The sequence below is a fragment of the Vreelandella sp. V005 genome, assembly GCF_052645115.1.
Genome location: NZ_JBQXYA010000001.1, coordinates 942897 through 964478 on the forward strand (window position 1 = coordinate 942897; position 21582 = coordinate 964478).

The following is a 21582-nucleotide window of genomic DNA, read 5'->3' on the forward strand; positions in this document are numbered from 1 at the left end:
ATCAGCCATTAGCGGGCAGCCTGTAGTACCACGTTTCGGACATCTGCTTGCCATCGAGTACTAGCTTGGCCCTGATATCTAAAGGCTGGTTGCCATTATCGCGCTTCACATTGACAAACACACGCCAACCGTTGTTCGCTGGATTATGAACAACGCGACTTTTGGCTAATTCGCCATTATCGCCAACGCTTGCCTCAACGATCATATCTGCATCGCTGCCGATACCGGAAAGCGAGGGCCCGATAAAATCGAGAACGAAAGCGAGCGTACCGTCGGGCTCACGCACCAAGTTATCGCGAATCACTTCCCCCCGTGAACGACGTGTTTCTTCAACCCATCCAAGTTGCGGATCAAGATGACGGCTTTCATTATCTGTGAACGTAATACGGTAATCGAATGCGAGCGGTGTTTCAGGATCATGTGCTTCATCGGCCAACCACATCGATACGATGTTGTCGTTGGTCTCGTTGTCAGTTGGAATTTGAATCAGCTCGACGCTACCGGCTCCCCATTCGTTTTGTGGCTCAATCCAGGCGCTTGGGCGCAGATCATAACGTGAGTCGATATCCTGATAATCGCTAAACTTATGGCCACGCTGCATCAGGCCATACCCGCGTAACTGAGGCGTAGCATGCCTATTCATCATCAATCTGGACGGATTAGTCAACGGCCGCCACAGCCAACCATTCTGAGCATCATCAATTAACAGACCATTAGAGTCGTGGATAGCCGGAATATAGTGCTGTGTCGAAGAGGGCTGCTCCGGGCCGTATAGATACATGCTGGTGAGCGGCGCTACGCCTAGTTTCTCGACAGCCCGACGCAAATATAGGCGCGACTGAACATCGACTAGAGTGTCCTCTCCAGGACGAAGAACGAAGCGATAGGCACCGGTAACGCTAGGAGAATCAAGCAGAGCGAAAATCGTCAAATATTGGCTTTCAGGGTTAGGTTCAACGATCCACATTTCGCTAAAGCGGGGAAACTCTTCGCCGGATTGTAGCCCTGTATCAACGGCCAGCCCACGTCCGGAAAGACCATAAACCTGCCCTCTACCAATAGCGCGAAAATAGCTTGCCCCAAGAAACACCATCACCTCATCTTTACGATCCCCATCGTTGAGGGCATGGTTGATCCTAACGCCGGCAATCCCCAGGCCATCGCTATTCTTAACGTCGTCGGAGATATTTAAATCGCCGTAAGTATAATCATCAGGGTTATAGGCAAAGCCATGGACCTCGCCTTCTTGATCGATACTGTTTAGTTGGATGGCACTGTCATAATGCATCCCTTCATGGATGAAGCTCAGAGTGAAAGGTACGCCATTACCGCTCCACACATCGCGATCACGCTTGTACTGTATTTGCGAATACTCCGCGTAGTTAAGCTCACGCAGCTCATTTGGCAACGACGTCTCTGGGGCTCGGTAGCCCTGCTGAGCGAGTTCCTCTGCTCGGCGAGCGACATCATCGAAGCCAAACGCGAAAGCCTCAAGAGGGATGCTACTAACAAGCAATCCACCTAGCGCGGCTAGCGATAAAAAACGTTTGCGACGTGAAAATTTACTTCGCGGGGTAGATCCACTCATTTAGCGCAATGCTCCTGTACAATCCTTTGACTGAATTCAACTTCGCTTTTTTGCCGTATCGACATACGATAGAGTCCATTCGATCAGCTAAATGCGTCTTTCTGATAATGCTCGCCGCCGCTCAGACTCACACCATGCGCGCATGTAAAGATTAGATTACATTTTAGGTATAGCATGAGTCTAGACTACTTGGCACCCTGACTGTCCGGGCTTTTTGAAAGGACTGAGGCAAAAATTAGAAATTGCTCAATAGGTTGAGCCACGGGGATAGGCGCTATTCTAGGCTGGTTGCCTACTTCTATTATTGAGCAGCAGGTTTAGTTGAGCCAGCGCTGAACAAATTGCTCGGCGGCCAATGGCCGGTCAAAGTAGTAACCTTGCCCCTGAGTGCACCCCATCACCATCAGCGCCGCAATCTGTTCTTGGCGCTCAATCCCTTCCGCGATGGTCTCAAGCCCAAGCGTGTTCGCCATGGCAATGATGGTAGCCACGATAACACGGTCATTATCACTGGTAAGCATATCGCGGACGAAGGAGATATCGATTTTGATTTTATCGGCGGCAAAGCGCTTCAGGTAAGCAAGTGAGGAGTAGCCGGTGCCAAAATCATCAATGGATAGTCCCAGCCCGTGCCCCTTCAGCATCTCAGTCATGGCAATCGCTTTTTCAGGATTGTCCATAATGCCGCTTTCGGTAATTTCTAGACTAAGTTGTGAGGGGGTGATGCTGAAATTAGCACAGCTATTTAGCAGATTAGCGACCAGGTTTTCTTCATCAAACTGTTGGGCCGCAATATTGATCGCTAACTGCCCTGGCATGGTGTAGCCCTGCTCGTGCCACTGCGCCAGCTGTCGACAGGCTTCTTCGACCACCCAATACCCAAGCGCAACGATCATGCCGCGCTCTTCGGCAATGGGAATGAACTTACCTGGTGATACATCGCCAAGCTCCTCATCATGCCACCGGCACAGCGCTTCTGCTCCGATCAATGCGCCACTGTTTAGATCAACCTGGGGCTGGAAGTGCAGACTTAACTGTTTTTCTGCAATGGCAGATGCTAAGCGCTTTGCGATATGTAGCTGTTCTGCAACCACTCGGCCCATCCAGGGCTCAAATAAACACGCGGAAAGCTTTTGCCGCTTCGCTTGATACATGGCGATATCGGCATGCTTCAATAGCTCTAGTGGCGTTGCCGCATGTTGGGGATAAAGCGAAACACCGATGCCCACCGACACTTCAAATGAGTGCTGTTCAACAATAAGCGGACGAAGGATGCTATCGCACAGCCGCTGTGCCGTCGCTAGCGCGCCACTCGCCCCCATCCCTGGGCAGACGACGACAAACTCATCGCCCCCTAAGCGAGCCAAAAATTCATCCTTGCCGAGTGAGCTTGCAAAGCTCCTTGCAACGGCCTTAAGCACCAAGTCGCCCAGGTCATGTCCTGCGGTATCGTTGATCTCTTTGAAGTGGTTCAGATCTAACAGCAGAAGCGCTAGCGTTGACGTGTGTTCATTGGCAAAGGCGCGCTCCAAATGGCGCATAAAAGCGGCCCGATTGGGCAATTGGGTGCCTGGGTCACAGAAAGCTAGTTGGCGTATTCGCACTTCATCTTGCTGGCGTTCAAGTTCAGAGGCTGCCCGCGCTGCAAATAGCTGTAATATGTTACGCACCATCTCCACATCGTTCAGTGGCTTTTTAAACATGACTCCAATTAGGCCCATCGGCTGGCCGTGACTGTTATCTAGCCGACGGCCGACATAACCGTTTACCCAACTCAGCGCCCCATTGCTCTCCCGAGGCAACATAATGGCCGCGCCCTCATGAACAACGCACTCTTGTTCGACCATTACCTTATGACAGGGAACACCGGGTAAATAGTAGGCAAAATTATCCTGAAGCTGTCCATTTACATACAGCGTTATGGTATACGCGACATCTGGGTCCTGCTCATCCAACAACGCGATAAATCCCACCTCTGCAAACAAAGCTTCGGCCATATGCATGGTTAATTGATGCAGAAATGCTTCGCCATTTTCAGCCGACACCGCTGTCGCTACGTTAATGACCGCTTGCTGAAAGCGTTGCTGTTCATTAATCGTGTTAACCAATACTTCATTGCGACGGCCAATGCGCTGCAGCTCTCTTTTCTTGTATAACAGCCGCTCGCGGGTTTGGCTTTCGGCTAACTGTCGTGCCAGCTCAGCGCCCGCCAGCGCCGAAGCAATACGTAATAAGTCGTCAGCATAGAGAGGAAGCACCATGTGAGAGGTGTGCATCAATGCGATAACACCTAAAAAGCCTCCATCAGGGGCGGTGATGGCGAAACCTAAATAGCTTTCAACGCGCATGGCAGCGAGCTGCCCATCGCTTGGGAACTGCTGAGGGAATTCGGAAGGAACATAAAATTTTGAAAGGAAGGCAACTTGTTGACAAGGCGTGGCATCCACAAAATAAGGTGCCCTTTCCCTGAATGCTTCCTGCGACCACATTGCCAGTGTGGTCGCTACTTCCTGATGGCTATCGACATGCTCTACGGCGACATAATCAACCTTGAGCATATCGGCCAACGACCTCACCAGGTAGTGAAAGAAACCTTCTTCACTGACATTGGACAGCTTATCCGCTAACTGTCGAAAAATTTCTGGTGCAGTAGTAGGAGGCATGTTATCAAACGCCTTTGAATATAGTCGTGCCAAAAAACAAGCTCTTTGCTAGCGCTTTTTGAATACCATGTTTGAAAACACGCTTCCCTACCCGCTGCATAAAAACATTTCCAGTCACCGATTGGACTTCACAAATTTTGTATAGGACAACGCTCAATGAATACTCAAAACCAAGCTTTTAATTCTTTATTATTATTTCCTCAGTAAAAAATCACTTTCGCAATCAATACGGATTGAAATTGCCATTTACTTGCGATGCGTTTACTTATCATCTTTATAACGCAAGGCTTACATCTGCCTGCATGGCAGGTCCCATCTTATCGCTGATGACTAGCCCCTTTTTCCTTCACTGAATGCCCAATTAAATTAAATTCCACTTTCCGCTGAACATCAAGGAGTAACCAGGTGAAACAAACAGTTACCTTTATCATCCAAACCAACCTTAGAGGATGATATTCAACCCAAACAGTCCTTCATGTCAATAGGTCGTTCCCCAACCATCTAGGTCTAATGGAGGGCGTTGTGAATAAAACTGAACAGAAACGGTTAGCTGGCAGTATTGGCAAGGCCATTGCCAAACAAAGGGTGCGTAGCAAAATGACCCAAGAAGAAGTCGCTGAGCGTTTAGGGGTGGGTAATGAAGCCGTTTCACGTATAGAACGCGGACGAGTAATACCCAACATCTTACGACTTATAGAACTTGCTGAGATTTTTAACTGCGAAGCAGCTGAATTACTTGGCCAAGCAAGCTTTCACGTCGATGATCAATCAAACAGAATCAAACAACTGCTAACACCTTTAAACCCAGAGGATCGCACACTCATCATTGATACGATTGAAGCCCTCACCAAGCGGTTGCAAAAAGGTTAATTAAATAGACGGTTTACCATGCATCATTAGCCTGCTAATGCCACGCCACAATAGCACTACACGTACGAAAATCTAGCCAAGTAACTTATCATTATACTCATTATTTAATAATTTACTTATCGCACCTATAGCAGGTTAACAAGATTGAATTTATAAACGTTTGACCACACTAAATTGCCACTAATGAGAAATGAATACTAAGTCGCTAGCATGCCCTGTTGGTGGTGGAATTGTGTCTATGCTATAGATTACCAGTACCCGCCGTTCAGCCATCGCAGCGTTGCGCTGCAAAGAGGCTTTATGTTCAACACTACCGCTTGGAATCGCCTACGCTATAGTGCTTATGCGCCGTTTTATGATGCGGTTGCCGCTCGCGTATTTCGCAAGCCAAGGCGCATTGCGCTAGGCCAAGTGGATTGGGAGCCTGGCATGCGGGTGTTATTGGTAGGAGCAGGGACGGGGCTAGACCTGCCGTTTCTGCCTCAAGATATAGAAGTGCATGCCACCGACTTAGCGCCCGCTATGGTGAAGCGGACGGCTAAACGCGCAGAGGCACTACATCGCGATGTGGAGTGCCGCGTGATGGATGCCGAGGCACTCAATTACCCGGAAGAACATTTTGACGCTGTCATTATGCATCTCATTATTGCGGTCATGCCTAATCCACGGAAAGGCCTTGCTGAGGCATATCGCGTGCTAAAACCAGGTGGGCAGCTATGCGTAATGGATAAATTTCAACCGGATGAACAGCCTGCTGGGGCGGGTCGCCGCCTGCTGAATCATCTGACATCAGCGCTGGCAACTGATATTACCCGCCAAGCCCAGCCCCTGCTCACAGAGGCTGGATTCCAGATCCGTCACGATGAATCGGTGCTTATGAAGGGCCTATTCCGTGCCTTGCTGGCCGCCAAGTCTACGTGACTAGTTATTGAAGATGCGACTTTTTACCGCCGCCAAAACGCTAGCGATAGCGTAGGGGATTGTCTACTCTGGCAAGCTACTCTGCCGATCATACTCGGATGAATGCCATGCCGCCGCGCTCCCCTGCTCGTACCGGAAAGTTACTGTTTGCCCTGTTCAGCCGTCTGCATTTATATATTGGCTTTTTCATCGGGCCTTTCATCCTTATCGCAGCCCTTTCAGGGATTGCTTACTTATTAAGCCCACCGCTTGAAGAGTGGCTCTATCACGACACGCTTTACGGCGTGACGGAGGGGGAATCACAGCCACTTGCTAGCCAGATTGTCGCTGCTCAAAACTACTTAGGTGAAGAGGCATTACCCAACGCCGTTCGTCCGGCTCCGGAGCTTGGTGAGACCACACGCCTGATGTATAACGCCTCCGGTCTCGGCCCTTCGGAACATCGTGCGCTGTTTATTGATCCGGTTTCGCTGGCAGTAACGGGTGACACAACGGTCTATGGCACCAGCGGAATTTTACCGCTTCGTACCGCCATTGATCACTTTCATCGCCAACTGTTAATGGGAGATGTGGGTCGGCTTTACAGCGAGCTGGCCGCTTCCTGGCTTTGGCTGGCCGCGCTAGGCGGTGTACTACTGTGGGCGTGGCAACGCCGCTCGTTGAAATCACTTTCAACTGCCCACGCTACCCGTCGGCGCCACGCTTCCTTAGGTGTGTTACTCGCCGTAGGCCTACTGTTCTTTTCGGCGACGGGCCTCACCTGGTCCCAGTGGGCGGGCGGTAATATTGCCGAGCTGCGCCACGCCTGGGGGTGGAGTACCCCTAGCGCTTCAACGGCGCTAATCGATAGAGATAGCCAAATCACTGACGAGCATGCCGAGCACCACCGTCACGCAGTCCCCGTTTCAGCCAGCACACCGCTGCTGCCAGAAGATTTTGATCGTGCGCTCACGGCTGCACGTGCGGCAGGGCTAATGGCCGATCGCATTCAACTCTCCCCACCAACCAGTCAAAATCAGGCTTGGCGAGTAGCAGAAATTGATCGGCGCTGGCCCACCCAGGTGGATCAAGTCGCGCTGCACCCGAGCAACATGACGGTCACCGATCAAACCGACTTTACCAGCTTCCCACTAGCCGCCAAGCTCACTCGTTGGGGAATTGACCTGCATATGGGCGTACTGTTTGGTCTGGTCAATCAAATCGTGCTGGCATTGATCGCTGCCGGGCTTGTCACCCTGATGTTGTGGGGCTATGTCATGGCATGGCGGCGACTGCGCACGGCAAATGGCCAGCGTTTTCCGACGGTTTCCGAGCCATGGTTATTGCTTCCGACCAAAGCCAAGCTCAGCATGCTGTTAGTTGCTATCGCACTCGGTATGGCGCTCCCCGTTTTAGGCGTTAGTCTCGCGATGTTTATCGTGATCGATGCGCTACGCTGGTATGTTAAAAAGCGTTACACTGCCCGCCACCTAAATGCCCATCATTCAAATACATTGAGGTGATCGATGCCAAAAGCACCCGTTAAACGCTTTCGTCGCTTACCCGATGACGAGCAGTCACGCGTTATCGAAATGGCCTGGGAAGACCGAACGCCGTTTGAAGCGATAGAAACGCTGTTTGGTTTAGCCGAACCGGATGTTATTGAGGTAATGCGCCACCAACTCAAACCCGCGTCGTTTCACCTATGGCGGAAGCGCGTCACTGGCCGAGCAACCAAACATACCGCGTTGCGTTCACCGAGTGTTCTACGCGGCTACTGTCCAACGCAATATAAGCGCTGATACGACAGTTCCCAAAACAAGCCTTTATCTAAACGTCTATATTGTTATATTATCACATAACATAAATACATTTAGAGGCCTGCTAGCAATGACTGCGTTTTCTCCCCTACCCGTCACCGTGCTGTCGGGTTTTTTAGGTGCTGGTAAAACCACCGTGCTCAACCATATTTTGGCCAATCGCGAAGGTCGTCGTGTCGCGGTGATCGTCAACGATATGAGCGAGGTAAACATTGATGGTGCACTGGTGCGCGGCGGCCCTGGCGAATCGACGCTGGATGGCGACGTGGCACTCAACCGTTCAGAAGAACGTTTGGTAGAAATGAGCAACGGCTGCATTTGCTGCACCCTGCGCGAAGACTTGCTGGAAGAAGTCAGTCAATTGGCTCGAGAAGGAAAATTCGATTACTTGGTGATTGAGTCCACCGGGATTTCCGAGCCGCTGCCCGTGGCGGAAACCTTCACCTTTGAAGATGAAAGCGGCCAGAGCCTCTCCCACGTCGCCCGGTTAGATACCCTGGTGACCGTTGTCGATGGGGCCAATTTTCTTGAGCAGTACCGCGAAGCGCAAAGCCTCGCTGAAGCGGGCGAAAGCTTAGGTGAAGACGACGAGCGCAATGTCGCCGACCTGCTGGTCGATCAAATCGAGTTTTGCGATGTGCTGCTCATTAGCAAGACCGACCTGATCAGCAATAGAGAGCTGGAAGCCCTTAAGGCGATTTTACGCTCGCTTAACCCAGATGCTGAATTAGTGCCGATTACTCAAGGCGGCGTGCCGCTAGATAAAGTGCTGGATACCGGCAAATTCAATTTCGAGCGCGCCCAGCTCGCACCAGGCTGGCTAAAAGAGATGCGCGGAGATCATGTGCCAGAGACCGAAGAATATGGGATTGGCAGCTTTGCTTATCATGCCCGTCGCCCCTTCCACCCACAGAAATTTCACGATCTGCTCAACCAGGAGTGGTTCGGCAAAGGCCTGTTACGTTCCAAAGGTTTCTTCTGGCTAGCCACCCGCCCCCAATCCGCAGGCCAGTGGAGTCAGGCAGGCGGCATCGCCCATCACGGCCCGGCAGGCGTGTTCTGGAAAGCGATTCCCGAAGAACGTTGGCCAACAGATCCCGAAACGCGTCAGTTTATTATGGAAAAATGGCAGGAGCCATTTGGTGATATGCGCCAAGAGCTGGTGTTTATCGGTCAAAACCTCGATCAAGCCAGAATGCGCGAAGCGCTGGATAATTGCCTGCTGATCGAGGACGAGCTGCTGGAAGGTATGGAGGCGTGGAAACAACTACCCGACCCGTTCCCTGCTTGGGAGTGAGGATTAACTAGCCCTTATGCGTTGAACTCACTGTGGGATATTTTTCATCCCTGCAGTGAGCTCCTTTTGAGCAACGCAATGACCAAGAAACTCAGCTAATGCCGTCCCCGCCCTGTAGTTAAAACATTAGGCTCGGTAGAAGAGTCGATATAGCGGGCACAAAGGTAAGTAGTAACAAACAGGCAATCAAAGCCAGCAAGAACGGCACTACCATACGAGATAACTGACCAATTGAAACGCCGGAAATACTACAGGTAGCAAAAAGGGTAATGCCCACCGGGGGCGTTGCCATGCCAATGGCCAAAGCAACCACTGTGATAACACCAAAATGCACCATATCAATACCTAATTGCTGTGCGATGGGTGTAAATATGGGCACTACTAACAAGATGATCGCGCCTGTTTCCATAAACGTTCCAAGTATTAGGTATAGCAGGATCATCAGCAAAAGAATGAGATAAACGTTCGTTGATAGCCCGAGAATTGCACTAGAGGCCATCTGCGGAACCTGCTCAATAATCATGATCCATCCAAAAGGGCTTGCTACAGCGATGAGAAGTACAATCATTGCCGAGTTTAAAGACGCTTTATAAAAAACCGGAACGAGGTCTCTCCAGTGGAGCTCCTTGTAAATGAACATGCTGACAAATAAGCCGTATACCACCGCAATACCGGCTGATTCCGTGGGGGTAAAGGCCCCCGTCATGATGCCGCCAAGGATGATAACTGGCATCAAAATACCCCAAAAAGCATGCAGTAATTTCTGCCATCGCTGCTGCCAGCTCTGCTTTTTTTCTGCTGGGTAACCTAGCTGATGGGAACGTAAAATGCTGATAGCGATTAACGCGATGGCCAACAGCGCGCCAGGTAAAATTCCAGCAATGAACAATTTCCCGATAGACACATCAGCCACGATTCCAAAAAGAATAAAAGTAATACTGGGTGGGATAACGACCCCTAAACACGACGCTGAGGCGACGACAGACGAGGCGTAGGAGACTGAATAACCACGTTTCACCATTTCAGGGATGGTGAGCTCTCCTACTGCGGCGGCTGTGCCGGGAGCAGAGCCGGAAATCGAAGCGAAGAAGGTACAAGCCATGACCGAAACCGCTGCGAGTCCTCCTTTGAAATGCCCCACCAAAGCGCTGGCTAGCTCTACAATTCTTTTGGATATTCCTCCTCGCTCCATAATCGACCCAGCCATCATGAAAAGAGGAATTGCCAGCAGTGGAAATGAATTTATACCGGCTACCATGCGTTGCGGTAGCATTTCTATCGGCATCATTCCACTGGCCACCAGGCTCGCTAATGCTGCAATACCCATTGCAAAGCCGATGGGTATATTGATCATAAAGCAGATCACAAGAAAAGTGAGGAGAACCGTCAGCATGTCATAACCTCTAAAAGATTATTTTAAGTGTTTTTTATATTAATAATTGCGATAAAACTGTAGAAAAATATTAAGCACGCCATGACGGGAATCGACAAGTAGATCCAACTCATGGGCACACCCAGCGCTGGTGACGTTTGGGCACTTGTGGCTATAACCACTTTCCATCCGTAGTAAATGAGATAACCAGAAAATGCCATAATGGCGAGATACCCCACTCCTTCTACAACCCGTTGCACTTTCTGGTTAAACAGTTCAACCAAGATGCTAATACCGATATGGGATTTTTCGCGAACTCCCATGGCAACACCAAGAAAGCTACTCCAGATAAAGGTGAAGCGTATCGCTTCTTCACTCCAAGAGCTGGATTTGTTGAAACCATAACGCATTATGACCTGGTAGAATGTCAGCATAGCGATGGTAATCATCATGGCAACGAGGCTGATCTTAATTAGCCTATCCAAGTGGCGCACTAAAGAAAGTTGTTCCTTATTAATCACCACTGCCTCCTTTCGTTATAATAATTGTGAGAAAGCAGCGCCGGAGCATTAAACTTTCCGCTCCGGCGCAGTGGTTCACTCGGTTTCCATAATGGCTCTAATTAGCGCTTCTCCCCGTGAAGCATCACCGCTACCCAGCGTTGCATAGAAGCTTGGGTAGATTTCTTCAAACGCGGCCTCGATAAAAGCGTCTTTTTCTACTTCGTTAATCTGCATACCGTTTTCTTCGAGAACACTACGCATCTTTAATTCATATTCAACGAGAGAGTCCCGCTGGATATTGCTAGCCTCTACCGCCGCTTGGGCAAGGATTTTCTGGTGCTCTTCATCAAGCGTTTGCCACCAGCTTTCAGCAGCAATGTACTGGCGGGGGTAATAGAAGTGTTCGCTAAGTGAAAGATAATCTTGAACCTCATAGAAGCGCTGACTATAAATCAGGTTCATTGGGTTCTCCTGGCCGTCGACAACGCCTTGCTGTAAGGCAGTGTAGAGTTCGCCAAAAGACATGGGCACTGCTGAGGCGCCAAACGCGTTTATGGTATTGATCATTACTTCACTTTCCATAACGCGGATTTTGAGATCCTCAAGGTCTTCCATAGAATGGATAGGCCGCTGGTCATTAGTGAAGTACCTAAATCCTCCATCATTGTATGCCAAGTGGCGAATCCCTACGTCTGTGTACTTTTCCTGTACGGCCTGGCCAATTTCGCCGTCTAATACCTTATGGGCATGGTCAATATTGCGGAAGATAAATGGAAGGTCCCACAGCATGGCTTCTGGTACGAAACCGCCCATAGGGCCGTTTTCAACGTCTGCCATTTCAATAGTGCCTAACTGAATACCTTCAACAATGGTACGGGCATCTCCTAACTGGCCTGCGGGGTAAATCTGAACGCTGATATCACCATCAGAACGCTCTTCCACCATGTTTTTAAAGGCTTGTACGCCGACGTTCTGGGGGTCTTCTGGATTTGTATTACCGTTGTGGGCCATTTTGATGTTAACACTAGACTGAGCAAATCCGTTTAGTGGTAATACTGTACATATAGCACTAACAGCAATGGCGTGTATGGCGACAATATTTTTTATTTTAGTTTTCATCTCTGTATCCTTTGTTTAGGTCTTGTTATTTGTTTTGTTGACAGGATTATTGGGGAAACCGGAAGTAAGCGCTCTGGCAATTTCCATGGATGCTTTCTTTCTCAGATCCGCAACAGAGTCTCGAGATAAAAAAGCGGTATGAGGGGTAATAATGACATTATCCAACTGGGATAACTTTGGTGCTTCGCTCGGCGGCTCTTTTTCGAGCACATCCAGGGCAGCGCCTGCGAGTTTCCCTTCTAGAATAGCGCTATAGAGATCGTTTTCGTCGATTAGGCCTCCTCGAGACGTGTTAATTATAAAGGCTGTTTCCTTCATCTTAGACAGTGTTTCTTTACTGATAATATTTTTTGTGCTTTCTGCTAAAGGAAGGTGTAGCGAAAGGAAATCAACCTTACTTAGAAACACGTCAAAGTTGGTTATATTCTCAATTTTATATTTTTCAAGTCTTTCTGGAGAGCTATAGGGATCAAAGCCGATTACATTTAAACCAAACGGCTCAGCGCGCGCCGCAACCTGCTGTCCGATTGCACCACACCCAAGCAGGCCTAATGTTTTACCTTTAATCCGGGGAACATCTTTGCCTTGATTTGCATCCCAAGTACCTTTTTTAACCTGATTGCTCAAGCTACAGGTTTTCCTGGCTAATGCTAAAAGCATACTGAAAGTATGGTCTGCAACTTCACCTTGACAATAGTCTGGAACATTAGCGACGATAATGCCTTTTTTTGTAGCAGCATCTACGTCTATATTGTTATACCCTATACCTGCTTTAACAATAACTTTGCAACGCTCAAGTCTCTCAATAACCTGGGCATTTACTTCCGCATAAACAACCAGTAGCGCGTCAGCATTTTTACCTAGTTCAATAAGCGTACCTGCATCACTGGCGGGACTTAACTTAAAATCGATACCTTCCTGCTTGAAAACATCCTTTTCCAGCGATGTATCAGGAAAGATAGTGTCTGTCATTAGAACCGATAAACTCATGTTATCACCTCACTTATAATTGTTATTTTATAGTCAGAACAACCATATCGTCGTTGTGTCCAATATAAAAAGCGATTATTATTTCTTTTTTTAACTTTTTCTTATTCGCAATGTGTTGGTAAGGGTACCGATTCCCTCGATCGTAACGGTCATGACATCTCCCGGATTGACAGGACCAACCCCATGGGGGGTACCTGTCAGAATTACATCCCCGGGTTGCAGTGTCATGCACTGCGAGATATAACTCACTACTTCGTCCACTCCAAAGATAAACATATTTATGTTAGAGTTTTGTCTTAATTCTCCGTTTACCTTCAACTGAATTTTAGCGTTAGCTTGGTTAACTTCTTTAACAATACCAGGGCCTAGGGGACAAAAAGTGTCAAAGGATTTACCGCGCGTCCACTGTTTATCACTCAACTGGATTTCCCGGGCGGTAAAATCATTGGCACAGGTAAACCCGAAGATATAATCTTTTGCTTCCGCAGAGGATATATTTTTTGCTTTTTTACCGATTACGATAGCTAACTCGCCTTCATAGTCTAGCCTGCCGGCATTGGCGGGCGCTACTATATCGTCCTCATTACCAATAACAGTAGTCGGCGGTTTTAAAAACAGCAGCGGTGCTTGTGGAAGCTCCTCGTTCATTTCTTTAGCATGATCTAAGTAGTTAAGCCCTACGCAGACTACCTTGGTAGGTTGGCATGGTGGCAACAGCGTTACTGATGATACGGGTACTCTTTCCGCGCTAAGTTCGGCGTTTTCAAACATATCACCAATGAGCTTAGTAATTTCTCCACTTTTCATAAAACCGCAGTATTCATTATTATTATATCTATATCTTACATACATTTTTTAGACTCCTGTTTTTATCATTTCTTTCTTCACTAGGTGGTTTAACCTCTCCTGCACATCCATTAAATGAAGCTCCATTTCCCTTTCTGCTAACACAGCATTGCTTTGCTTTAAAGCCTCCAATATTTTGCCGTGAAACTTGATGGACTCTTTCATTACTGGCTTGTCATATCCAACGCTTTTCTGGGTACGGAACACCAAAGTAATAATGGAGTTATATAGACTTGCTAATACACGACTGTGAGAGGCCTTTGCGATTTGCTGATGGAATGCAACATCCGCTAATACATAATCATCATTATTATCTTCCGCTTCTGCCTGTATCATTAACTTTAGCTGCTCAGCCATAATATTTAGATCATTTTTTTCAATTCGACTAGCGGCTAAACCAACCATCGTTTTCTCGAGAAACATACGCGCTTCAGTAACATCTTCATAGCTACAGTCATTTAGTAAAATTTTTAATGCGAGAGTTTCTTCTAAAATAGAAGAAAAATTAGTAGTAATAACGGTGCCAGCATTTGTTCGATTTAATAAACCTTGCAGAGAAAGTATTTTAAGGCCTTCGCGAACTGAAGCTCGACTTACTCCAAACTGCTCACAAAGATCTCTCTCATTTGGGATTCGATCCCCTTCTTTGAGCTCACCACTAACAATCATTGACTTTATTTTTGCGACAACATCATCACTTAAACTTTTTTTCTCAAGGGGCTCAATTTTCATTAGTTATTTGCTCTTTGTTACATAACTTTATGGACCTATCATCTGATGGTCAGACCACCATGGATTAAAAATTAGCTACCTTTTACACAGGAGTCAAGCTTTTTAGAACTATTAAATTTTCCCTGTGCCATTAATGGCACAGGGGGTAGTTCGCAACACTATGGAATAAATTACTGTAGCATGCTGGGCAGCCAAGTGGCCAAACTGGGGAAAACGATCAACACCGCGACCAGCAGCATCGAACAGAGGATATATGGGATCGCCGCTGAGTAGATTTCTCGCATGCTGGTACCGGCAGGTGCGACGCCTTTCATGACGAAAAGCAGCAGCCCTAGCGGCGGTGTCGAGAAACTAATCTCTAAAGCGAGCAGAACGACTATCCCGAACCACACTAAATCGAACCCCAGCGCCTGAGCGAGAGGAAAGAAAATCGGTACGGTGAGCATCATGATGGAGATCTGCTCCATAAAGGTACCTAGCACCAACAGCACCGCAAACATCGCCAATAGCATCAGGATCGGGGAGAGATCAAAGCTGGTAGCCCAGCCAATTAAACCACCCGAGGCACCGGAGAAACCAAGCAACTGACTGAACGTGGCCGAACCAAACACGATCAAGTAAGCCATCAAGGTGACTTTTAGCGCCCCGGTGACGGAAAGCTTGAATGCTTCCCAGGTCATGCAGCGAAAGATAAACGCCAGAATAATCACGCCTAGGGCGCCAAAGGCCGCGGCTTCTGACGGCGTAGCAAAACCAATCAGCATGAGCGCCACGATAATGACCATGACACTCAGCATAGGTAGGATATCGGTGACTATTAATTTTAACTTGGTTTTCAGCGGTACCGGTTCAAGCTCGTAATTGGGTGCGGCTAACGGATCCAACTTAGTTTGTATAAAAATGGTGACAATATAGAAGCCTGCCAACGTCAGCCCCGGCAGAATACCGGCAATCAGTAGGGCGCCGATATCCACCTTTGCCAATGTCGCCAACAGTACCGCCAGCGCAGAAGGCGGAATAATAATCGCCAAACCGCCGGTACCTAGAATCGGCCCAATGGCCATTTTCTTCTTATAGCCCCGGCGCTCCATTTCCGGTACCAGCAAGGACCCCATCAGCGCGGTGGAACCCATGGAAGAACCGCTCAAAGTGGAGAATGCTGTACCGCCTACCACCGTCACGTAAGACAATCGCCCCGGCACTTTGCCCATCAATTGGTCGACGGCATTGAACATTTTCATGCCCAAACCCGTGCGAAAAAACAGTTCGCCCATCAGCAAAAAAAGCGGAATGGGCACCAAGTTAAAGCTAGAGAGAGCGCCAAAGCCGTTATTGAGCATTTGTAAGATGCCCGTTTGCCCTCCCATAAAGTGCCACGCGCCAATAACGTTGGCGGCTAAAAAAGCCAAGGCAATCGGCGTACCAATGGCCATAAAAAACAGAATTAGTGAGAGCAAAAAGGCGAGCGCAAAATACCATTCCATTATTCTTTAATCCCCGCTTCGCCACTGTGAAGAATCTCATGGCCGACGACAAAGCGGCCAAACTCGATCGCCATCAACGTAAAGCTGATGGGAAACACAATGGTCAGTATCCATTTCGGTACGAAGAAAGCCCGAACGTCATAATCGGTGCGTTCAATATTGAGCAACACCAAGTCCAGCCCCTTCCACGCCAGAACACCGCACACCACTACACACAGTAATGAAACGCCGCGACTAAGAATATTGAGCACGGGCAACGGTAGCACGGAGGTCAACAGCTCAATGTGCACATGCCCCTTGTGGCGCACCAACCAAGGCGCGCCCAAAAGCGTGAGGTAGAACATGGCGTACTCAGTGGAGAGAAAGAACCATGCCGACGGTTGGAGCCCTAAGTTGCGAATGACCACAGAGAGCACCACTGCCACCATCAACCAGACCAGCATGATAGCGGCCAGCAAAGCCATGCCATTGAGCAGCAGCAAATAGCCGCGTTGTGCGTAGCGCATAAGAAGTCCTGAGAATTAGCCACACAAAGGGGGCGCTCGATCACTCGGCGCCCCGTCATTGCTATAGATCGTTGAATTTCTCGATCAATGTATCGTAGTGCTCAAGCCCCATGGGATGGCGCTCCATCTGGCTACGCATTCTTTCCCAGGTGGCATCACGGGCCGCATCGGAGAATCGCTGAGCAGCTTCGCCTTCCAGCGTGATTACCTGCATCCCATCAGCCTCGAGCTGCGCCTGCTGCTCTTTGGCTAATTCAGCCAATTTCTCAGTGCTCTCGCGCTCATGCTCAATGGCGACTTCCTGAAGAATTTGCTGCGACTCCTGGCTGAGCTGGCTCCACTTATCCAGGTTAACGATCACCCCCATATCGGTAGAGAAGAAGGCAGGGTCAACCCGGTAGTTAAGGAAACGATCCCAATTGAGGTCTTTCAGACCAATTTGCGTCCAGCCGGTCGCGTTCACTACGCCTCGCTCCAGGGCCGCATAAACATCGGTGGTTGGCAGGCTGATTGGCTGCGCGCCCAGGTAGTCCTGAAAGAAGGCGTCATACACCGGGTTGCTGCGTAGGCGTAGGCCTGAAACGTTTAGATTACCGTCGTCATCAATAGTGGGCTCATCAATGGTATAGAAGTTGTAGCTGACCCCGCTGTCGAACCAGCCCAAGTAGTAGGTGCCCATCTTCTCTTGATGAATGTCATTAAGTAGGTCGATGCCGCCATTTTCACGGGCGTAAATGGCATTGGTGTTCGAGGCGACCATGGCATCGCGCTCTGGCACGGTGCCAGCATAAAAGCTTGCCGCGGTGTAAGCCATGTCTACGACGCCGTTACGCACGGCATCAGGCTGTTCAGAAAGTCCGATCACTTCAGGGCCGCCACGCACGTTGATCTGCACTACCCCTTCACCACGTTCGTTCACCTTGTCGACGAACTCCAGAAAGCTCTGGGTATAGATAAGCGAAGGTGGAAAGGCATGCACGGCGGTGATTTCATCAACGGCCAGCGCTTGAGCGGAAGCTAGGGCGGTGAGCATGCCCAGGGTAAGCGTTACTTTTTTCATTCGTTAGTCTCCTGCACGAGGTAGTCTGCGTTATAGCGTTTATTGTTTCTGTTGCATTCTTATAAGTCGTTTTATAAAGCTGTTTTTGATTAACCTTTCTTATAAACGTCTGCTGCAAGCGTGCGTGGTGTTTTTATTGAAACTCATTCTGGGGTAGCCATTGCTGCCACTACCCTTTACTTATAATGGCGTTTTCTGGCGGCTGCGCCGACGTCCAGGGAAACTGAGCTGTATATCGAGCAGCGAAATCGGTAATGGTGTCAGCATGCTGGCGGGTCATATCAATGTCATCCCAGCCATTTAGCAATTTAGTGCGCCAAACCGGGCTAATCGAAAAACTGACCTCTACTTCTGCCACACGGACGATCTGCTTCTCTAAATCGACGTGTATCGCGGCGGGTGCATCGCTTAGGGCTGCCAGCAAACGCTCGGCGTCGTCCTCTTCCACCACCGCAGGCAGCAAGCCGTTATTGACGGCGTTCGACGCAAAAATATCGCCAAAGCTCGGCGCCACCACACAGCGAAAGCCGTAGTCGACCAGCGCATAAACCGCCGCTTCACGAGATGACCCTGCGCCAAAATTGCGGCGACTAACCATCACTTCGGCATCATTTGCGTTAGGGCGATGAAGAATAAACTCGGGGTTAGGTGTGTCCTGCTCATCGTGGCGAACGTCGTAAAGCAAAAACTGGCCATAGCCTACGCTGCGTGGCTCTTTCATAAAGCGCGCGGGAATAAGCTGATCGGTGTCCACATTAGCGGCAGCAAGGGCAACGCCAAGGGTGTCTAGTACGGTAATCGGTTGCATTACTGCGCTCCTGAAGCCTGAACGGATGAGTCACTGCCCGCCGTTAGCGTCCGCACATCGGCCAGTCGTCCACTGACCGCCGCAGCGGCCACCATGGCAGGTGACATCAGATGCGTACGCGCCCCTGGCCCCTGGCGGCCTTTGAAGTTGCGATTGGTGGTGGAAGCACAGCGCTCGCCGCTTGCCACCAGATCACCGTTCATCCCCACACACATGGAGCAGCCGGAGTGGCGCCACTCAAGCCCGGCATCGATAAAAATGCGGTCCAGCCCTTCAGCCTCTGCCTGGGTTTTCACCAGCGTGGAGCCGGGCGAGACCATACCGGGCACGCGGCTTTTATGGCCCGCCATTACCGCCGCCGCAGCGCGCAAATCTTCGATACGCGCGTTGGTGCAGGAGCCAATAAACACCCGATCAATGGTGATATCAGTGAGCTTTTGCCCCGCCGTTAGCCCCATATAGGACAAGCTATCCCGGGCTTGGCGCGCTTTCGCCGGGTCACCTAGCTGGTCAGGATCAGGCACCGCCCGGTCAATCGGCAACGCTTCTTCCGGCGAGACGCCCCAGGTCACTGTCGGCGCAATCTCATCGGCATGCAGCGTCACTTCAAGATCAAAGCTGGCGCCTGGGTCGCTGTAGAGCGTGGACCAGTAAGCGCAGGCTTGGTCGAAAGCCTCCCCTTGAGGGCTCCAGGGGCGCTCGCGCAAATAGTCGAAGGTGGTTTGATCCGGCGCGATCATGCCGCAGCGGCCACCGCCCTCTATGGAGAGATTACACAGCGTGAGCCGTGCTTCCATGGAGAGCGAGCGAATCGCCTCTCCGGCGTACTCGATGGCGTAGCCCCGCGCACCATCGGCACCCAAACGGGCAATCCAGGTGAGCGCGATATCCTTGGCGGTGATACCTTCGGCCAGTTGGCCTTCTACCGTGATGCGCATCACCTTGGGCTTGCTTTGCCACAACGTTTGTGTGGCCAGCACGTGGGCGACTTCTGATGCGCCAATGCCAAAGGCAATACTGCCAAAAGCTCCATGAGTAGCGGTATGGCTATCGCCACACACCATCACCATCCCAGGCTGAGTGAGCCCCTGCTCCGGCCCGAGAACATGCACGATCCCCTGGCGTGGGTCATCCAGGCCAAACAGCGTCACCCCATGCTGCTGGGTATTTTGGGAGAGCTGCTCGATCATTGAGCGCACTTTGGGATCGGCAACGCCTGCCAAATCGCGGGCTAGCGTCGGTACGTAATGGTCAGCAATGCCAAAGGTCAGATCGGGCCGGGCAACGGGCAGGGCTCGCTCAGCGAGTTTATTGAACGCATGAAAGGAGCCTTCATGGACAAAGTGACGATCAATCCACAGCAGGCTCTGTCCGCTTTCACTGCGGTGAACCTCGTGGGCGCGCCAAACTTTGTCAAACAGCGTTGTTGGGGTACTCATGGTCTTCGCTCGTTGCCTCGGCCTTCGTTGGACTTATCATTCTCACCCAATACAACTAGCGCAATTTAACAACACAGGTCAAATGTATTTTTTTTAATTTTAAATCTGTATTAAATTTAATACATTAAAAAATCAACCAATCCCACTACTCATCCTTCCCGTTGGTGGGCATTCCACCTACCTTGGGCTCCCAGTAGCGGGAGTTATCGTCGCCATTACGCTCCAGATCAATTTGGAAGCGATACCGATCCGGACGATAGAGCGCATCCAGATGTTCAACGCCTCGCCCCAGCTCATCAAACACCACACGGGTCAGCGAGATCAGCGGCGAACCTACGGGTACATCCAGCGCTTCCGCGACCTCATGGCTGGCCAACGTAGCAGAGATCGATTGGGAAGCGTGATCCACCTTCACTCCGCTACGCTCAAGCAGCACAAACAGCGGCGTATTGGCTAAATCCATCTCGTTGTAGTGCAGAGCGATCGCTTCCGGTACGTGGGTCACCAGGTGGGAAAATGGCTTATCGTCGACCATACGAACACGCACCGAACGCTGAACCTTACCGCTCTGCGCCATACCCAGCCGCTCACGGATCATTTCCGGAGGTAGCACATAGGCAAACTCCAACAAGCGCACCTGGGACGCTTGGCTCATTTTGACCATGTTGGGCATCAGGTTAGACACGCTGGCGGTCATCACCGTAGCGTCCAGCGGCTGCTCCAGCACTACAGTACCCACTCCCGCCTTCCGCTCTACCATTCTTGACGCTTGCAGCGCCTCCATGGCCCGCCGAACGGTGACGCGCGAAACTCCATGCTGCTCCGCCAGCTTATTTTCACCTGCTAATTTACTGCCTGCAGGCAGCCGCCCACTCAAGATGGCATCTTTCAAAAGCAGATAAATGCGGTGTGATTTGGTGCCACCCACCGCAGAGGTTTTTGCCTCACTCATCCATGCCTCTCCTCAGGATGTGGTTCAAAAAATTCATAACAGGCTTGACGCAGGGACAATAATAGACATAAAAATGTATTATATATAATACATATCGACAGCTAATCAATAACACAATTACTGTCGTTTGAAAGTCATTATTACAGAACCAGCGCCCTTGGGTATCGCTTACGACATGGCCTAAGGGGCACCGCTGGCGTAAAGAGAACTGACGATGTCATACGCAGATAACCACAGCACAGAGCAGGTACGCGCCTTCTTAACCGCCATGGAAGCGCGAGACCTAGCCAGTGCCGAGCGCTACCTTGCGACTCACGTGGTGATGCAATTCCCTGGCGCGCCGCCCATGCAGCGACTAAACGAAGTCGTGGAGTGGGCAAAAACCCGCTATCGCCGTGTGAGCAAAACATTTCACGCAGTAGATCAATGCTTATATCCAAACCACTGCGTGGTGGTCTGCCATGGCGAGCTAGCCGTGGAGTGGCTGGATGGCAGCACATCGACCGGTGTGCGCTTTATTGACCGCTTTGAATTAACCGATGGCCTGATTACCCGCCAGGACGTTTGGAATGACTTGGCTCTTGCCGCTAGAACCAACAACCACTGCTAACGCTTAACGTACCTTTCGCTTAC

The 21582-nt window shown here is 50.1% G+C and carries 20 protein-coding genes; 6 read left to right on the forward strand and 14 right to left on the reverse strand.

Annotated elements, in window-relative coordinates; translation table 11 throughout:
• Position 1 precedes the first annotated feature (1 nt).
• Both ACUN8H_RS04325 and ACUN8H_RS04330 read right to left on the reverse strand, forming a co-directional pair.
• Positions 2 to 1588, reverse strand: coding sequence for a glucan biosynthesis protein G (locus ACUN8H_RS04325; protein WP_445530915.1), 1587 nt, complete (start codon positions 1586 to 1588; stop codon positions 2 to 4).
• Between the two features lie 317 nt (positions 1589 to 1905).
• Complete coding sequence (locus ACUN8H_RS04330) at positions 1906 to 4251, reverse strand: putative bifunctional diguanylate cyclase/phosphodiesterase (RefSeq protein WP_445530916.1); 2346 nt, start codon at positions 4249 to 4251, stop codon at positions 1906 to 1908.
• A gap of 522 nt (positions 4252 to 4773) precedes the next feature.
• Between ACUN8H_RS04330 and ACUN8H_RS04335 the strand changes: the two genes are divergently transcribed.
• The 5 genes from ACUN8H_RS04335 (at position 4774) to zigA (ending at position 9138) form a co-directional block, all read left to right on the forward strand.
• Positions 4774 to 5121 (forward strand): helix-turn-helix domain-containing protein, encoded by a 348-nt coding sequence (locus tag ACUN8H_RS04335; RefSeq protein WP_445530917.1) that lies wholly within the window; start codon positions 4774 to 4776, stop codon positions 5119 to 5121.
• 300 nt (positions 5122 to 5421) lie between these two features.
• Positions 5422 to 6042 (forward strand): class I SAM-dependent methyltransferase, encoded by a 621-nt coding sequence (locus ACUN8H_RS04340; RefSeq protein WP_445530918.1) that lies wholly within the window; start codon positions 5422 to 5424, stop codon positions 6040 to 6042.
• A 107-nt stretch (positions 6043 to 6149) separates the two neighbouring features.
• Complete coding sequence (locus tag ACUN8H_RS04345) at positions 6150 to 7544, forward strand: PepSY-associated TM helix domain-containing protein (protein WP_445530919.1); 1395 nt, start codon at positions 6150 to 6152, stop codon at positions 7542 to 7544.
• Positions 7545 to 7547: 3 nt separating this feature from the next.
• Entirely contained in the window at positions 7548 to 7823 is a 276-nt protein-coding gene (locus ACUN8H_RS04350) for a TIGR03643 family protein (protein WP_445530920.1), read from the forward strand.
• A gap of 88 nt (positions 7824 to 7911) precedes the next feature.
• Complete coding sequence (gene zigA / locus ACUN8H_RS04355; protein WP_445530921.1) at positions 7912 to 9138, forward strand: zinc metallochaperone GTPase ZigA; 1227 nt, start codon at positions 7912 to 7914, stop codon at positions 9136 to 9138.
• Positions 9139 to 9256: 118 nt separating this feature from the next.
• Here the strand turns inward: zigA and ACUN8H_RS04360 are convergent, their stop codons facing one another.
• The 12 genes from ACUN8H_RS04360 to ACUN8H_RS04415 form a co-directional block, all read right to left on the reverse strand.
• On the reverse strand, positions 9257 to 10531 hold the full coding sequence (locus ACUN8H_RS04360) for a TRAP transporter large permease (RefSeq protein ID WP_445530922.1): 1275 nt from the start codon (positions 10529 to 10531) through the stop codon (positions 9257 to 9259).
• Positions 10532 to 10554: 23 nt separating this feature from the next.
• Positions 10555 to 11031: a TRAP transporter small permease gene (locus ACUN8H_RS04365; RefSeq protein ID WP_445530923.1), complete on the reverse strand. Its 477-nt coding sequence runs from the start codon at positions 11029 to 11031 to the stop codon at positions 10555 to 10557.
• Positions 11032 to 11106: 75 nt separating this feature from the next.
• A complete protein-coding gene (locus tag ACUN8H_RS04370; protein ID WP_445530924.1) occupies positions 11107 to 12132 on the reverse strand; it encodes a DctP family TRAP transporter solute-binding subunit in 1026 nt (341 codons plus the stop codon).
• Between the two features lie 15 nt (positions 12133 to 12147).
• Complete coding sequence (locus ACUN8H_RS04375; RefSeq protein ID WP_445530925.1) at positions 12148 to 13122, reverse strand: C-terminal binding protein; 975 nt, start codon at positions 13120 to 13122, stop codon at positions 12148 to 12150.
• Between the two features lie 90 nt (positions 13123 to 13212).
• A complete protein-coding gene (locus ACUN8H_RS04380; RefSeq protein WP_445530926.1) occupies positions 13213 to 13974 on the reverse strand; it encodes a fumarylacetoacetate hydrolase family protein in 762 nt (253 codons plus the stop codon).
• Between the two features lie 3 nt (positions 13975 to 13977).
• Positions 13978 to 14700, reverse strand: coding sequence for a FadR/GntR family transcriptional regulator (locus tag ACUN8H_RS04385; RefSeq protein WP_445530927.1), 723 nt, complete (start codon positions 14698 to 14700; stop codon positions 13978 to 13980).
• 170 nt (positions 14701 to 14870) lie between these two features.
• Positions 14871 to 16184: a TRAP transporter large permease gene (locus ACUN8H_RS04390; protein WP_445530928.1), complete on the reverse strand. Its 1314-nt coding sequence runs from the start codon at positions 16182 to 16184 to the stop codon at positions 14871 to 14873.
• The gene (locus ACUN8H_RS04395; RefSeq protein ID WP_445530929.1) at positions 16184 to 16690 is read right to left on the reverse strand and encodes a TRAP transporter small permease; all 507 of its coding nucleotides are present in this window, start codon (positions 16688 to 16690) and stop codon (positions 16184 to 16186) included. Before ACUN8H_RS04395 ends, ACUN8H_RS04390 begins: the two co-directional genes overlap by 1 nt.
• A gap of 61 nt (positions 16691 to 16751) precedes the next feature.
• On the reverse strand, positions 16752 to 17750 hold the full coding sequence (dctP, locus tag ACUN8H_RS04400) for a TRAP transporter substrate-binding protein DctP (RefSeq protein WP_445530930.1): 999 nt from the start codon (positions 17748 to 17750) through the stop codon (positions 16752 to 16754).
• Between the two features lie 169 nt (positions 17751 to 17919).
• On the reverse strand, positions 17920 to 18558 hold the full coding sequence (leuD, locus tag ACUN8H_RS04405) for a 3-isopropylmalate dehydratase small subunit (RefSeq protein ID WP_445530931.1): 639 nt from the start codon (positions 18556 to 18558) through the stop codon (positions 17920 to 17922).
• Positions 18558 to 19997 (reverse strand): 3-isopropylmalate dehydratase large subunit, encoded by a 1440-nt coding sequence (gene leuC, locus ACUN8H_RS04410; RefSeq protein ID WP_445530932.1) that lies wholly within the window; start codon positions 19995 to 19997, stop codon positions 18558 to 18560. The genes leuD and leuC overlap by 1 nt, the downstream gene beginning before the upstream one ends.
• Positions 19998 to 20142: 145 nt before the next feature.
• Entirely contained in the window at positions 20143 to 20949 is an 807-nt protein-coding gene (locus ACUN8H_RS04415) for a GntR family transcriptional regulator (RefSeq protein WP_445530933.1), read from the reverse strand.
• Positions 20950 to 21163: 214 nt separating this feature from the next.
• Here ACUN8H_RS04415 and ACUN8H_RS04420 point away from each other — a divergent pair, with 214 nt between their 5' ends.
• Entirely contained in the window at positions 21164 to 21559 is a 396-nt protein-coding gene (locus ACUN8H_RS04420) for a nuclear transport factor 2 family protein (protein ID WP_445530934.1), read from the forward strand.
• Positions 21560 to 21582: the final 23 nt, after the last annotated feature.

Bases quoted from the DNA above. Each gene is read 5' to 3' on its own strand.
- zigA (WP_445530921.1), top strand. From the start codon at position 7,912: ATGACTGCGTTTTCTCCCCTACCCGTCACCGTGCTGTCGGGTTTTTTA.
- ACUN8H_RS04380 (WP_445530926.1), bottom strand. From the start codon at position 13,974: ATGTATGTAAGATATAGATATAATAATAATGAATACTGCGGTTTTATG.
- ACUN8H_RS04370 (WP_445530924.1), bottom strand. From the start codon at position 12,132: ATGAAAACTAAAATAAAAAATATTGTCGCCATACACGCCATTGCTGTT.
- ACUN8H_RS04385 (WP_445530927.1), bottom strand. From the start codon at position 14,700: ATGAAAATTGAGCCCCTTGAGAAAAAAAGTTTAAGTGATGATGTTGTC.
- ACUN8H_RS04345 (WP_445530919.1), top strand. From the start codon at position 6,150: ATGCCGCCGCGCTCCCCTGCTCGTACCGGAAAGTTACTGTTTGCCCTG.
- ACUN8H_RS04420 (WP_445530934.1), top strand. From the start codon at position 21,164: ATGTCATACGCAGATAACCACAGCACAGAGCAGGTACGCGCCTTCTTA.
- ACUN8H_RS04360 (WP_445530922.1), bottom strand. From the start codon at position 10,531: ATGCTGACGGTTCTCCTCACTTTTCTTGTGATCTGCTTTATGATCAAT.
- leuD (WP_445530931.1), bottom strand. From the start codon at position 18,558: ATGCAACCGATTACCGTACTAGACACCCTTGGCGTTGCCCTTGCTGCC.
- ACUN8H_RS04350 (WP_445530920.1), top strand. From the start codon at position 7,548: ATGCCAAAAGCACCCGTTAAACGCTTTCGTCGCTTACCCGATGACGAG.
- ACUN8H_RS04415 (WP_445530933.1), bottom strand. From the start codon at position 20,949: ATGAGTGAGGCAAAAACCTCTGCGGTGGGTGGCACCAAATCACACCGC.
- dctP (WP_445530930.1), bottom strand. From the start codon at position 17,750: ATGAAAAAAGTAACGCTTACCCTGGGCATGCTCACCGCCCTAGCTTCC.
- ACUN8H_RS04375 (WP_445530925.1), bottom strand. From the start codon at position 13,122: ATGAGTTTATCGGTTCTAATGACAGACACTATCTTTCCTGATACATCG.
- ACUN8H_RS04395 (WP_445530929.1), bottom strand. From the start codon at position 16,690: ATGCGCTACGCACAACGCGGCTATTTGCTGCTGCTCAATGGCATGGCT.
- ACUN8H_RS04340 (WP_445530918.1), top strand. From the start codon at position 5,422: ATGTTCAACACTACCGCTTGGAATCGCCTACGCTATAGTGCTTATGCG.
- ACUN8H_RS04390 (WP_445530928.1), bottom strand. From the start codon at position 16,184: ATGGAATGGTATTTTGCGCTCGCCTTTTTGCTCTCACTAATTCTGTTT.
- ACUN8H_RS04330 (WP_445530916.1), bottom strand. From the start codon at position 4,251: ATGCCTCCTACTACTGCACCAGAAATTTTTCGACAGTTAGCGGATAAG.
- leuC (WP_445530932.1), bottom strand. From the start codon at position 19,997: ATGAGTACCCCAACAACGCTGTTTGACAAAGTTTGGCGCGCCCACGAG.
- ACUN8H_RS04325 (WP_445530915.1), bottom strand. From the start codon at position 1,588: ATGAGTGGATCTACCCCGCGAAGTAAATTTTCACGTCGCAAACGTTTT.